This is a genomic window from Mesonia sp. K7, from assembly GCF_003233725.1.
In the GTDB taxonomy this organism is placed as follows: Bacteria; Bacteroidota; Bacteroidia; order Flavobacteriales; family Flavobacteriaceae; genus Mesonia.
On the sequence record NZ_QKQV01000019.1, the window covers coordinates 23,914 to 37,763 of the forward strand.

The following is a 13,850-nucleotide window of genomic DNA, read 5'->3' on the forward strand; positions in this document are numbered from 1 at the left end:
AATAATGAAAGTAACCGAACATATAGCAAAGAACAAAGGAAAAGGTGTTTTTTCCTTTGAAGTATTACCCCCTTTAAAAGGTCAGAATATTCAGTCTATTTTTGAAAGTATTGATCCGTTGATGGAGTTTGACCCTAAATTTATAGATGTCACCTATCATCGGGAAGAATACATTTATAAAACCCAATCCAACGGATTGTATAAAAAACATGTGGTTAAAAAGCGTCCAGGAACAGTTGGTATTTGTGCGGCGATTCAGAATAAATATAAAGTAGATGCTATTCCTCATATTTTATGTGGGGGCTTTACTAAAGAAGATACCGAAAATTTTTTGATCGATTTAGACTTTTTAGGGATCGATAATGTCTTGGCTTTACGCGGAGATGCTGTGAAAACCGAAACCTATTTTAGAGCAGAACCCGACGGCCATCATTATGCCAGTGAACTGATTTCACAACTTAGCGATATGAATAAAGGCAAGTATTTAGACGAAGAATTAAAAAACTCTTCTGCTACCAATTTTTGCATTGGCACTGCTGCTTACCCCGAAAAACATATGGAAGCCCCAAGTTTAGAAAGTGACCTTAATTTTTTGAAAAAGAAAATAGAAAATGGAGCAGAATATATCATCACTCAAATGGTTTTTGATAACCAGAAGTTTTTTGATTTTGTCGCTCGTTGCCGAAAAGGAGGAATTAAGGTTCCTATCATTCCAGGTTTAAAACCCTTATCCACCAAACGTCAACTTAATTTAATCCCACATCGCTTTCATGTGGATTTACCTGATGATCTGGTCAATGAGGTGTTAAAATGTAAAAATAATCAAGCGGTTAAACAAGTAGGTGTAGAGTGGTGTATACAGCAATCCCAAGCCCTTTTAAAATTAGGTGTTCCGGCATTGCATTATTATACGATGGGGAAAAGTGAAAACATCAAAGAGATTGCTAAAAGAGTATTTTAAAGTAAAATATAAAAAAAGAGTTAGTTTGATTAAAAAAATAAATTATATTTGCCGCATTATGATACAGAAACAACAACATCATCATATGCATACTTACACTCAAACGAGGTGAGCATGAGATGATGTATCTATAATGTATCGAAAAACCCGTTTGAGCAGATCAAACGGGTTTTTTTATTCTACCCATTTATTTGAACTGCTCAGACCTTAAAGATTTTTAATAAAAATGAAATGTTTAAAGATTGCTGTTCAAAAGTCGGGTAGACTTCATGATGATTCACTTCAAATTTTAAAAGAAGCAGGCATCCATATCGATAATGGTAAGGATCAATTGAAAGCTCATGCTTCTAATTTTCCCTTGGAAGTTCTCTATTTAAGAAATGGAGATATTCCGCAGTATTTAGAAGATGGTGTGGTAGATATCGCTATTATAGGTGAGAATCTACTGGTGGAACAGGAGAGGGCTTTACCTATAGCAGAGCGTTTGGGCTTTTCTAAATGTAGGCTTTCCGTTGCTGTGGAAAAAAGTTTTCCTTATAAAGAGATTAAAGACCTCAACGGAAAAAAAATTGCCACTTCGTATCCCAATAGTGTGCAACACTTTTTAGACAAAAAAGGAATCAATGCTGACATCCACATTATTAGTGGCTCCGTGGAAATTGCACCTAATATAGGTTTAGCAGATGCTATTGTTGATATTGTTTCCAGTGGAAATACGCTTTTTAAAAACAACCTTATTGAAGTGGAAGAAGTTCTAACGAGTGAAGCGGTATTGGTTGTTTCTCCTCATATCACTGAAGAAAAAGATCAAATTCTCAACGAATTGCAATTTCGATTACGAGCCGTGTTAATGGCTCGAAACTCAAGGTATGTCTTATTAAACATTCCTAATGAAAAATTAGAAAATATTCGTCAAATCCTTCCAGGAATGAATAGCCCTACCGTAATGCCTTTAATGAAAGCAGGGTGGAGTTCGATACATTCAGTAATTCCTAAAGAGTCTTTTTGGGAAATTATTAATGAATTAAAGACTCATGGTGCGGAAGGCATCTTAGTTTGTCCCATCGAAAAAATGGTGCTTTAATTATATATAAATACGTAAACCCTCCTTGATCATGAAAAAAATATATAATCCCACTCAAGATTCTTGGGAAACAATTTTGCAAAGACCCCAAAGCAGCTCCACTGAGGAAATAGAAGAAACTATAAAAACAATTTTTACAGATGTGCAGCAAAAAGGAGATCAAGCTATCACTAAATATACTCGCCTTTTTGATGGGTCAAACCTTAATGATTATCGCGTTAGCCAAAACGAAATAGAAATAGCTGTAAATGATGTCTCAGAACCTTTAAAAAAGGCCATTCAGTTAGCAAAAAAGAATATAGAAACATTTCACCAGGCTCAACTTACCAAATCAGAGGTTATAGAAACGCAGAAAGGAGTTGTATGTTGGCAAGAAAAAAGACCTATTGAAAAAGTAGGGCTTTATATACCAGGAGGAACAGCACCACTTTTTTCTACGGTTTTGATGTTGGTAATCCCTGCAAAATTGGCAGGCTGTAAAGAAATTGTATTGTGTACGCCTCCTAATGAGCAAGGAAAAGTAGCTTCTGCTATTTTATATGCAGCTCACGTATGTGGTGTGACTACTATTTTAAAAGTAGGAGGTATCCAAGCTATTGCGGGATTGACTTTTGGAACTAAGCAGATTCCTAGAGTTTATAAAATTTTTGGGCCTGGAAACGTCTATGTTACTGCGGCTAAACAATATGCCACCAAATTTAATGTTGCTATCGATATGCCCGCTGGTCCCTCAGAATTATTGGTGTTTGCAGATAATACTGCAGATGCTTCGTTTGTAGCCTCAGACTTATTGTCGCAAGCAGAACACGGTTCAGATAGTCAGGTTATATTAGTAACTACTTCTTCAAAATTGATCGATCTAGTTGAAAAGGAAATAGAAAATCAAATTAATTTGTTACCTCGAAAGGCCATAGCTATTAAAGCTATTGAAAATTCAAAGCTCATCTTAGTGGAAAACAATAAGGAGGCCATGCATCTTATCAACCTATATGCCCCAGAACATTTTATTGTTATTTCTGAAGATGAAGATTTTTTCATCCATAATATTCAAAATGCCGGTTCTGTTTTTATTGGTCATTATACCCCAGAAAGTGCTGGAGATTATGCCTCTGGAACTAACCATACTTTACCCACCAATGGTTACGCTAAACAATACAGCGGTGTGAACTTAGACAGTTTTATGAAGAATATTTCATTTCAGAAAATTTCTGAAGGAGGCATACAAAATATTGGAAAGACCATAGAAATTATGGCAGAAGCCGAAGGATTACAAGCCCATAAAAATGCAGTGACCTTACGTTTAAGAAGTTTAAAACTGAAGGCTAATGGAAAATAATAATTTTAATATAGAAAACCACATTCGACCTCATCTCATGAAAATGAAACCCTATAGTTCTGCACGAGATGAATATAAGGATTTTGATAAAGAGATGGTTTTTCTTGATGCCAATGAAAACCCTTTTGAAACAGCGTATAATCGTTATCCCGATCCGCAGCAGCAAAAATTAAAAAAGCTACTCTCTCAACATAAAAATGTTGAGGTAAATCAAATTTTATTAGGTAATGGAAGCGATGAAGTACTCGATTTGATATTTAGAGCATTTTGTGAACCTTCTAAAGATAACATTATCACTTTACCCCCCACTTACGGAATGTATAGTGTATTGGCAAATTTGAATAATATTGTAGTTAGAGAAACATTATTGGATAAGGATTTCCAGCCATCAACTGAAGCTGTCCTAGAAATTACAGACTCAAACACCAAACTTTTAATTATATGTTCGCCTAATAATCCCACCGGAAATTTAATTAGTGTTGAGCATATTTTAAAGTTACTGAAGGAGTTCAAAGGATTGGTTGTTATTGATGAAGCCTATATTGACTTTTCCCCTCAGGAAAGTTGGATATCAAAGTTAAACGAATTTCCTAATTTAATTATTACCCAAACTTTTTCAAAAGCATATGGCTTAGCAGGACTACGACTAGGAGTTTGTTATGCTTCGCAGGAAATTATTACTGTATTAAACAAAATAAAGCCCCCGTACAATGTTAACCAACTCACACAGAAACTTGCCATAAAACGGCTACAGAATAATCAAAATATAAAAGAGGAAATCACTCTAATCAATCAAGAAAAGAAGCGATTACTTAAAGTTTTAGGCGAAACAAGTTTCATTCAAAAAGTATTTCCAACTCAAGCAAATTTTATCCTTATCAAAGTAGATGATGCCCAAAAACGCTATGATCAATTCATTGAAAATGGAATTGTAGTACGCAATAGAAATTCGCAACCTCTTTGTGAAAACTGTTTGAGATTAAGCATAGGAACACCTGTAGAAAACAAAAAATTATTACACATTATTAAAACATTAGACTCATGAAAAAACGTGTTTTGTTTATTGATCGTGACGGAACGATTATCAAAGAAGCTGATGATGAGCAAATTGATGCTTTTGAAAAATTGATTTTTTACCCCAAAGTCTTTACTTATTTAGGAAAAATAGCCAAAGAATTCGATTTTGAATTGGTTCTGATTACCAACCAAGATGGTTTAGGAACAGATTCTTTTCCTGAAGAAACATTTTGGCCTGTACAAAACTTTATCATTCAATCATTTGAAAATGAAGGAGTCACCTTCGATGAGGTATTGATCGATCGAACTTTCCCTTATGAAAAAGCTGATACTCGAAAACCTAGAACAGGTTTACTCCAAAAATATTTTTCCGAAATGTATGATCTTAAAAATTCTTTTGTCATCGGCGATCGACTTGCAGACATAGAACTCGCTAAAAACCTGGGAGCCAAAGGGATTTTTATTAATGACGAAACCCATTTAGGAGTTTCAGAAGTTTCTGTAAATACAAAAGAAATTCAATCCTATATCTCTTTTGAAACAAACGATTGGCAGTCTATCTATGATTTTTTAAAATTAGGACGACGTTTTATAAGCAGACAACGAAAAACCAATGAAACCGATATTTCCATTCAACTAAATTTAGACGGAACTGGAAAGAGTGAGATCAATACTGGAATTGCCTTTTTTGATCATATGCTGGATCAATTGGCAAGACACGGACAAATGGATTTGCAAATCACAGTTAAAGGTGATCTTGAAGTAGATGAACACCACACCATTGAAGACACGGCCATTGCTTTAGGAGAAGCTTTTCGAATATCACTTGGAGATAAACTTGGTATTGAACGCTATGGCTTCTACCTTCCTATGGATGATTCGTTAGCCCGAGTAGCCCTTGATTTTGGCGGACGAAATTGGTTGGTTTGGCGTGCCAATTTTAAGAGAGAATATATAGGAAAAATGCCAACCGAAATGTTTTATCATTTTTTTAAATCTTTTTCTGATGGCGCCAAAGCTAATATAAACATTTGGGCTAAAGGAAACAATGAACACCATAAAATAGAAGCCATTTTTAAAGCTTTTGCAAAGTCTATTAAGATGGCTGTCAAACGAGATACTGAAAAAATGATTTTACCTACTACTAAAGGAAAATTGTAAAAATACATGATGAAAAATATAGAAGATAAAAAAAATAAACTTGTAATTATTGATTATGGAGCTGGAAATATTCAAAGTATTCGATTTGCTTTTAAAAGACTAGGCGTTGAAGCTGTCTTAACCGATTGTGAAAATGAAATCCGTCAAGCAGATAAAGTAATTTTTCCAGGCGTCGGTGAAGCGAGCAGTGCCATGAAAAAATTAAAGTATAGTGGTTTGGCTCATGTAATTCCTACTTTAAGACAACCTGTTTTAGGTATCTGCTTAGGGATGCAGTTGCTCTGTAATTCTACTGAAGAAGGAAATACTCGAGGTTTGGGAGTATTTGATGTTAATGTGATTCGTTTTTCAAACCATCTTAAAACACCACAAATAGGTTGGAACCAAATCTCAAATTTGAAAACCCATTTATTTCAGCATATTTCAGAAAATGAATTTATTTATATGGTACACAGTTACTATGCTCCTTTATGCAAGGAAACCACCGCAACCTCAGACTATGGCATTCCATATAGCGCTGCTCTACAAAAAGATAATTTTTATGGTGTACAATTCCACCCTGAAAAAAGCAGTTTAAGGGGAGGACAAATTTTAAAAAACTTTTTAGCTCTCTAATATGCGAATCATCCCTGCTATAGATATCATTGAAGGAAAGTGTGTTCGTCTCACCCAAGGTGATTATAGTACCAAAAAAATATATCATGAAAATCCACTAGAGGTAGCAAAAGAATTTGAAGCTCATGGAATTCAGCATATACACCTAGTGGATTTGGATGGTGCAAAAAGTAATCACGTCGTTAACTATAAAATTTTAGAAGAAATATCTACAAAAACCTATTTGAAGATAGATTTTGGGGGAGGTGTGAAAACAGATCAGGCTATTCAAATAGCCTTTGATTGTGGTGCTAACCAAGTTACCGGAGGAAGCATTGCTGTGAAAAACCCTGAAATTTTTAAAAAATGGCTTCAGCGGTACGGAAACGAAAAAATTATTTTGGGAGCAGATGTAAAAAAAGAAAACATTGCTATAAGTGGTTGGATAGAAGATTCTGCTATAGAAATACTGCCTTTTATAAGAGATTATGTAAAAGAAGGGGTAACATATATTATTTGTACAGACATTGGTAAAGACGGAATGCTACAAGGACCTTCATTTAAACTGTATCAAAAAATAATTGAAACTATACCTAACATTAAATTAATTGCTTCTGGAGGAATCTCTGCTATTGAAGAACTTCCAAAATTGGCAAAAGTGGGTTGTGAAGGAGTTATTATAGGAAAGGCTATTTATGAAAATAAAATTACTCTAAAACAACTGGAAAATTATATAATAAAATATCATGCTGACTAAACGAATTATTCCGTGTCTAGACATCAAGAACGGACGAACTGTAAAGGGTTTAAACTTTCTTAGCTTACGTGACGTAGGCGATCCCGTTGAGCTTGCGCAATATTATTCAGATAACGGTGCTGACGAATTGGTTTTTCTTGATATTTCGGCAACCGAAGAAGGTAGAAAAACACTTACCCAATTGGTATTAAAAGTTGCTGAGGCCATCAATATTCCTTTTACAGTGGGAGGGGGCATATCGTCTGTTGAAGATGTGGAGTTGCTTTTGAAAAACGGAGCTGATAAGGTATGTATTAATTCTGCAGCAATTAGAAATCCTGAACTTATTCATGAAATCGCTTTAAGATTTGGTTCTCAGTGTATCGTTGTAGCCATTGATGCAAAACAGGTGAACAAGGACTGGAACGTATTTGGGGTAGGAGGAAAAACACCTACTAAATTAAACTTGTTCAATTGGGCAAAGGAAGTCCAAGACCGAGGTGCAGGTGAAGTTTTATTTACCTCCATCAATCACGATGGAACTAAAAATGGTTTTGCCAACGAAGCTTTGGCGAAACTATCATGTATGTTATCCATTCCAGTTATCGCCTCGGGTGGAGCTGGAAAGGTTCAAGATTTTGAAGATGTTTTTATAACTGGAAAAGCAGATGCTGCTTTAGCTGCTAGTGTTTTTCATCACAAACAAATTGAGATTCGAAGCTTAAAAACACACTTGATCACAAAAGAAATACCTGTTCGGCCATTTGACCCATAAATAATGAATTTAAAAGCATTTCAAATAAATAAAACCATACTCATGAAACTTAAAGAAAATAAAGATGAAGCTAAAAAAAAAATAGTTGAAGTATTTAAAGAAGGTGACTTAATTCCTGCTATTATACAAGATATTGACACAAGAAAAGTTCTTATGCTTGGTTATATGAATCTTGCAGCTTATCAACAAACCATGACACTTCAAAAAGTTACTTTTTATAGTCGAAGTAAAAAAAGACTATGGACTAAAGGAGAAGAAAGTGGTCATTTTCTCAAACTTATAGAAATAAAGGTAGATTGTGATGCAGACACTTTATTGGTTTTTGCTCAACCCGAAGGACCTGTATGCCATACTGGTTATGATACCTGTTGGGGCGAAGAAAATGAAACGGATTATGGATTTCTAAGTGTGTTGGAGGCCATAATTGATCAACGTAAATCCTATAATCCATCCCTTAAAAGTTATGTTTCCTCTTTATTTAAGCAAGGGGTTGATCGAATTGCCCAAAAAGTGGGTGAGGAGGCTGTAGAAACTGTTATTGCTGCTAAGAATGATGATACTGAACTTTTTATAGATGAAGCTGCGGATTTACTTTTTCATTACCTCATACTGCTTTCCCATAAGAAAGTAAGCTTCCGTGAAATTACCGCTGTTCTACAAAAACGACACCTTCAATAGGAGTAATGTTTATTGGGAATAAAATGTGTGAAAATTATTTAGGATATTAAATTGTAGTTTTCCATATGTTTTTTTAGGAAATTACTCTTTCTATTCATTTATTTTGGATAAAAATTGTAATATTAGTAGTTGATAAAAATGACTTTGTTTATGAGTAACCGCCAATTTCTTTTTTATGTTTTTTGTTGTGTAAGTTTATTTTCGTTCTCTCAGGAGAACCAAAAATATTCTCCCGAAGAATGTGTCTTGTTGCTTACTAAGGGTATTGAGGCTTATGATGCTAAAGAATATTCTGAAGCACTCAAAAAACTTACTAAGGTAGAAGTGATTATTCAGAATAAAACTTGTGAGGAGGAATTATGGTATGTTCAGAACCTTATTGGAAATGTCTATAAAATCAGTACCAATTATGCCGAAGCCTTACGCTACTATTTAAAAGCATTGGAAAACACGCGTAATGAAAGCCAATTGAATGAAAATACAGCTACTGTCCTTGCCAACATCGGTGTTCTTTATTACCAAACCAATGAAAAACTGAAGGCTTTGGTGTATTATGAAGAAGCCTTTGAGCTTGCCCAACAAATAGACTCTGATTACAATAAGGTTTTTGCTGGTTTGAATATAGCTGATATCTATAATAAGAACGGAGAGTTAGATAAGGCTTTAGGTTTTTTAAATGCGATAAAAAATGTTCCAAAAAATGACTTTTTTCAGCGAATATGGGATGTGAATTATGCTGATAATTTATTTTACCGCGGAGAAATTATACAAGCCCAACAAATTGCAGAACGTTTATTAAGGGAAAACCAAGAAAAGGATGTTTGTCATGTATGTGTTTTAGAACTATTGGCTCGCATTTATGCCCAACAACATAACACCCAAGAAGCTATTGGGTATACGCATGAGGCCTTAAAGTATACCGAAGAATGGAAACCCAAAATTGAAAAATACCAATACTTATCTGAACTTTACCAAAAGGAGGGGGAATATGATAAAGCACTTCGGTATATGGATTCTGTTGTAATTGCCAAAGACTCTCTTTCTGCCCGTATCAATAAACAGCTCTTTGCTGTAAATAAAGTAAAACTTGAAGTACAAGAGTATGAAAATGATCTAAAAATACATAAGCAAAAACAAAAAGCAGAACGGCGAATGTTTATTGTGCTTATTATTTTTATTGTTTTGTTAGCCCTTATCATAGGATTTATTATTTATAAGGGGTTAAGAAATAAAATAGCCAAACAAAGGCAACAAAAAACTATTATTGAAAGTGAGCAAAAGATAACCCAACTTGAACTTGAGAAAGAAAAAAAAGAACATGAAGCTTTAAAGGACCAAGCCTTACTGCAACAAGAACAACTCAAGAATAAAATAGCTCAAAAGAATAGAAAGCTTTCCGCTAAAGCCCTGTACCTCTCTGATCGTGATAAAATGATAGAAGGTATTATTAATTCCTTGACCCAAATACCAGAAATAGCGCGCCATGAAGACATCACCGATGATATACGATTATTGAAAGACCATCTTAAGGCAGATGCTGAATGGGATGATTTTATTTCCCATTTTGAAAAAGTAAACCCTGAATTTTTGCGTTTGCTAAAAGAGAAACACCCTAAGCTAAGTTCGCACGACATTCGTTTTTTATGTTATATTTACATGAATTTAGACGTTAAGGAAATTAGTTCAATATTTAGTATTACCGTAGATGCCAGTAGAAAGAGAAAACAACGTATTGCCAAAAAAATGAATCTTAATGTAGATGAATTGCATGAATACGTTTTAGGTATTTCCTTATAAACCCTTGATTATTTTTTATTCTTTTGCTTTGCCCATCATTTCTCCTTTTTTCTCTATTTTTTTTGAAAAAAAACTCTCTATTACTGCGTCTATTATTTAAAAATTTAAATAATTCTTAATTTTTTGTTGTGATGTTGGTAAGCTAGTAAGCCTTGATTTTATTGAACTTTACTAACATGTCCTCATTTTTCTGCTAGTTTGTCCAAGTTATTCTTATCGATTTTTTATAAATATTTAAGATTTTGTTAATATTTGGTGAAACGTTTAACCTGTTTAACCTTATTAACCTAAAAATTTAACTTATGAAAAAAATACTACTTTATTTAAGTATACTGATGTGCTTTATGCATGAAGGTGTACATGCCCAATTAGAATCTGCCCATTGGTTTTTTAATTACGGAGGTCTAGATTTTACTACAGGAACTCCCGTAGCTAAATCTGTTGACTTCTGGGGTTATCAACATCAAGGAGGGACTTCTATATCTACCGCTAATGGAAATTTACTATTTCATGGAAGTGGGTCTTCATTGATTAATTCTAATGGCTCTGTAATGGATAATGGGGCTGGATTAATCGGCGGTTTAGGTAATAGTTATCAACCAGCAATAACTGTTCCTTACCCTGCAAATCCTGATAAATATTATGTATTCCAAGCTCATGGTATGGCTGTTAATATACCTATTAACGCTCCTTTTATGTATTCGGTAGTTGATATGACTTTGGATGGGGGGTTAGGAGGAGTTGTAAGTGGACAAAAAAACATTCCTCTAGATGGGAATTGGCCTCCTTCTGCAACTCCAAATCCATATCACGCTGCTAAAGTTACAGCGATTCCTCATGCTAATAACCAAGATGTATGGGCGGTAGTCCACAGAGGAACCTATGATTATAATGCTTCCGCAGGATTGAGTAATGTTACAGGACATTTTGCTGCTTTCTTGGTAACCTCCAGTGGTGTACAAACTACTCCCGTCGTTTCTAATGAATTTCCTTTATTTGGAGGCTACTTTCGAATATCTCCGAATGGAAGGAAGCTTGCATCTACCTATTATGATCAAAATGAAGGAACAGGTGTGTTTGCACTTTTTGACTTTAATACGGCTACGGGTGAAGTCACTAACCCTCAAAAACTATTAACATTAGCGCCATATCAATACCCAGCAACTCAAACAGGTAATTTATCGCAAGTATCGGGAGTGGAGTTTTCACCAGATAGTAAACGTTTATATATTACAATGCCAGATTACTATACAGAGAATAATGGGCAATGGGTACATGATGGTTCTAGAATTTTTCAGTATAACCTTGATGTATCTTCTACTCAAGATATTATCAATTCCAAAACATTATTATGGTCTATTACGCAACCACCTTTTTATAGCATTCATAGTTTACAATTAGCTTTGGATGGAAAAATATATGCCTCAAGGCATGGTACTGAGTATTTAAGTGTTATTGAAAAACCCAATGCATTAGGTGTGGCTTGTGACTTTCAGTTGGATAATTTTTATTTAGGAGCGGGCTCTGCCGATCAAGGCTATGGTCTACCACAATTTATGCCTGATAATTTTCAGTATGAAATTGTGAATGATATTTATTGCTATGGGGAATCCACCCAATTCCAAATAGATAGTCATGTTGGGATTAGTGCAGCGACTTGGGATTTTGGGGATTCAAGCAGTTCGCAAAACACTTCTACAGATTTAGCTCCTACCCATGTTTATACTCAACCAGGGACTTATATCGTTACCGTAGAGTTGTATAACCAGTTTGGGACGCTTATTGAATTAGAGGACGAAATTACCATTTTACAGGGAGCTACAGCCACGATGCCGAATGATTTGGCGGAGTGCCAGCCTGATGCCAATACGCCAGCTGTTTTCGACCTTTCGCAGCAGGATTCCGTGGTGCTCAATGGTCAAGACCCTTCTACGTACGCCGTGAGTTATCATACCGATCTTAACGATGCCGAAAACAATTCTGGCGCTATCCTCCCGAACAATAATTATAGCGCTACTGACGGTACGACTATTTATGTAAGGGTGACCAATACCAATACCCAATGTTATGACATTACTAGTTTTATGCTGCAAAGTGCCATTACTCCTGTGGCACCAACTGTCAGCCCTATTGTTTCGTGCGATCAAGATGTACTGGACGGAAGCGTGTATTTTGACCTTACCCAACGGGAGAATGATCTGCAGGCTGGACAGCCTAATACTTTAATTAGCTACCATCTTGACCCAACAGAAGCAGTGAATGCTATCAATGCGATCAGTGATCCAACTAATTTTTTAAGAAACAACGAACAGTATATTTATGTAAGGATTACTGCGAACGATCCTGCTGTGGATTGTTATGCTATTGCTCAATTGGAGTTACAGGTAAGTCAGGCTCCAGGAGCAGGAAGTTCATTGGAACTCACCGATTGTCCTCCTTTTGATTTGACCACGGTTGCCGCTGAATTCCCTTCCGCTACTATCGAAGGTTATTTTATCAGTTCTAGCGATGCACAGGAGAATACCAATGCATTATTAACCCCAGAAGCTTACGAGGATGCCTTGAACAACAGCAGCGTTTATCTCCGACTTATCGATGCTAACGGTTGCGGAGGTATTGCACAAGTTGATCTCACTCTGGACGAAGAATGTTTTTTCTTGCCTGAAGGGATCTCCCCTAATGGTGATGGTCTAAACGACAGTTTTGATCTTTCCGTATTGGACGCAGGGTATGGAGTCAATAATTTGGTCGTATATAATCGCCATGGACGAAACGTATTTGAGCGAGCCAATTATACGAATGAGTGGATAGGTCAGGATATGAATGGCAACAACCTGCCCACGGGTACTTATTTCTATGTACTGGAATTGGATCGCTCACACCCAGCATATGGACAGACCATCAAAAAGTGGGTGTATGTCAATCGAAATGTTAATTAAATTTAGTTGTGTTTAAGAATGCTCCCAGAGGGTTTTTTGTAAAGCTCTCTGGGACATATTAAGAATGATGAAATTTGAGATAGCAACAGACTTGAGATATGAGATATGAGATATGAGATTTGAAAGTTGAAAGTTGAAAGTTGAAAGTCGAAAAATTATAAGAGAATAAAATTAATCATTAAATATAAAATGGTTGATCGAAAATTATCCATAAAAATTTCTAGAGACTACTCCGTTGTCCTTACCTGCATTTCGACACTTCGACATGCTCAGTGCAAGTGCTCAATGACCACGTTAGGCAAGCTCGCAGTGACGGATAATAAAAAAAATACGGATAATAAAAAAAATAAAACACCCAAAAACTTAAAACCAAAATATGAGAAAACATTATTACTTATGGCTGATAGCAGTGGTTCTTGCTACGGTAAAGACAAATGCGCAGCAAGACCCTCAGTATACTCAATACATGTATAATATGAACGTAGTCAACCCAGCTTATGCAGGTTCCAAAGACCACCTAGATGTTGGTTTATTATACAGAAGCCAGTGGAACAATATAGAAGGAGCACCAACAACTTATACTTTCAATGCACATTCACCTGTAGGAGAAAATACAGGTTTGGGTTTATCCGCAATTAGTGACGAAATAGGTCCCATTAAAGAGACCAATGTCTATGCAGATTTCTCTTATACGTTACGTTTTGCTAACTCTAACTTAGCTTTTGGATTAAAGGCAGGAGCTACTTTTCATGATGTAAACCTTATGGAGTTG

12 protein-coding genes are annotated in these 13,850 nt (G+C 35.5%); all 12 read left to right on the forward strand.

Annotation, left to right across the window (positions count from 1 at the left end; all coding sequences use genetic code 11):
- Nucleotides 1-4: 4 nt before the first annotated feature.
- Nucleotides 5-961: a methylenetetrahydrofolate reductase [NAD(P)H] gene (gene metF, locus DNG35_RS11350; protein WP_111129263.1), complete on the forward strand. Its 957-nt coding sequence runs from the start codon at nt 5-7 to the stop codon at nt 959-961.
- Nucleotides 962-1,187: 226 nt separating this feature from the next.
- On the forward strand, nt 1,188-2,045 hold the full coding sequence (gene hisG / locus DNG35_RS11355; RefSeq protein WP_111129265.1) for an ATP phosphoribosyltransferase: 858 nt from the start codon (nt 1,188-1,190) through the stop codon (nt 2,043-2,045).
- Nucleotides 2,046-2,076: 31 nt separating this feature from the next.
- Entirely contained in the window at nt 2,077-3,381 is a 1,305-nt protein-coding gene (gene hisD, locus DNG35_RS11360) for a histidinol dehydrogenase (RefSeq protein WP_111129268.1), read from the forward strand.
- Nucleotides 3,371-4,426: a histidinol-phosphate transaminase gene (gene hisC / locus DNG35_RS11365; RefSeq protein ID WP_111129271.1), complete on the forward strand. Its 1,056-nt coding sequence runs from the start codon at nt 3,371-3,373 to the stop codon at nt 4,424-4,426. The genes hisD and hisC overlap by 11 nt, the downstream gene beginning before the upstream one ends.
- Nucleotides 4,423-5,559: a bifunctional histidinol-phosphatase/imidazoleglycerol-phosphate dehydratase HisB gene (hisB, locus tag DNG35_RS11370; protein WP_111129273.1), complete on the forward strand. Its 1,137-nt coding sequence runs from the start codon at nt 4,423-4,425 to the stop codon at nt 5,557-5,559. The genes hisC and hisB overlap by 4 nt, the downstream gene beginning before the upstream one ends.
- Before the next feature lie 9 nt (nt 5,560-5,568).
- Nucleotides 5,569-6,174 carry an imidazole glycerol phosphate synthase subunit HisH gene (gene hisH, locus DNG35_RS11375; protein WP_111129275.1) on the forward strand — a complete coding sequence of 202 codons (606 nt, stop codon included), beginning with the start codon at nt 5,569-5,571 and terminating at the stop codon, nt 6,172-6,174.
- Between the two features lies 1 nt (nt 6,175).
- Nucleotides 6,176-6,910: a 1-(5-phosphoribosyl)-5-[(5-phosphoribosylamino)methylideneamino]imidazole-4-carboxamide isomerase gene (gene hisA, locus DNG35_RS11380; protein WP_111129277.1), complete on the forward strand. Its 735-nt coding sequence runs from the start codon at nt 6,176-6,178 to the stop codon at nt 6,908-6,910.
- Nucleotides 6,900-7,664, forward strand: a complete 765-nt coding sequence (hisF, locus tag DNG35_RS11385; RefSeq protein ID WP_111129279.1) for an imidazole glycerol phosphate synthase subunit HisF — start codon at nt 6,900-6,902, stop codon at nt 7,662-7,664. Before hisA ends, hisF begins: the two co-directional genes overlap by 11 nt.
- A gap of 42 nt (nt 7,665-7,706) precedes the next feature.
- A complete protein-coding gene (gene hisIE / locus DNG35_RS11390) occupies nt 7,707-8,342 on the forward strand; it encodes a bifunctional phosphoribosyl-AMP cyclohydrolase/phosphoribosyl-ATP diphosphatase HisIE (protein WP_111129285.1) in 636 nt (211 codons plus the stop codon).
- 150 nt (nt 8,343-8,492) lie between these two features.
- Nucleotides 8,493-10,139, forward strand: coding sequence for a tetratricopeptide repeat protein (locus DNG35_RS11395; RefSeq protein WP_158524900.1), 1,647 nt, complete (start codon nt 8,493-8,495; stop codon nt 10,137-10,139).
- A 302-nt stretch (nt 10,140-10,441) separates the two neighbouring features.
- On the forward strand, nt 10,442-13,078 hold the full coding sequence (locus DNG35_RS11400) for a gliding motility-associated C-terminal domain-containing protein (protein WP_111129283.1): 2,637 nt from the start codon (nt 10,442-10,444) through the stop codon (nt 13,076-13,078).
- A 376-nt stretch (nt 13,079-13,454) separates the two neighbouring features.
- Nucleotides 13,455-13,850: PorP/SprF family type IX secretion system membrane protein (locus DNG35_RS11405; protein ID WP_146228876.1), on the forward strand; the 396-nt coding region annotated here is incomplete at its 3' end.

Excerpts from the sequence above, each read along its gene's own strand:
- hisH (WP_111129275.1), top strand. The coding sequence starts at position 5,569 with ATGAAAAATATAGAAGATAAAAAAAATAAACTTGTAATTATTGATTAT.
- hisA (WP_111129277.1), top strand. The coding sequence starts at position 6,176 with ATGCGAATCATCCCTGCTATAGATATCATTGAAGGAAAGTGTGTTCGT.
- hisD (WP_111129268.1), top strand. The coding sequence starts at position 2,077 with ATGAAAAAAATATATAATCCCACTCAAGATTCTTGGGAAACAATTTTG.
- DNG35_RS11400 (WP_111129283.1), top strand. The coding sequence starts at position 10,442 with ATGAAAAAAATACTACTTTATTTAAGTATACTGATGTGCTTTATGCAT.
- metF (WP_111129263.1), top strand. The coding sequence starts at position 5 with ATGAAAGTAACCGAACATATAGCAAAGAACAAAGGAAAAGGTGTTTTT.
- hisF (WP_111129279.1), top strand. The coding sequence starts at position 6,900 with ATGCTGACTAAACGAATTATTCCGTGTCTAGACATCAAGAACGGACGA.
- DNG35_RS11395 (WP_158524900.1), top strand. The coding sequence starts at position 8,493 with ATGAGTAACCGCCAATTTCTTTTTTATGTTTTTTGTTGTGTAAGTTTA.
- hisC (WP_111129271.1), top strand. The coding sequence starts at position 3,371 with ATGGAAAATAATAATTTTAATATAGAAAACCACATTCGACCTCATCTC.
- hisIE (WP_111129285.1), top strand. The coding sequence starts at position 7,707 with ATGAAACTTAAAGAAAATAAAGATGAAGCTAAAAAAAAAATAGTTGAA.
- hisG (WP_111129265.1), top strand. The coding sequence starts at position 1,188 with ATGAAATGTTTAAAGATTGCTGTTCAAAAGTCGGGTAGACTTCATGAT.
- hisB (WP_111129273.1), top strand. The coding sequence starts at position 4,423 with ATGAAAAAACGTGTTTTGTTTATTGATCGTGACGGAACGATTATCAAA.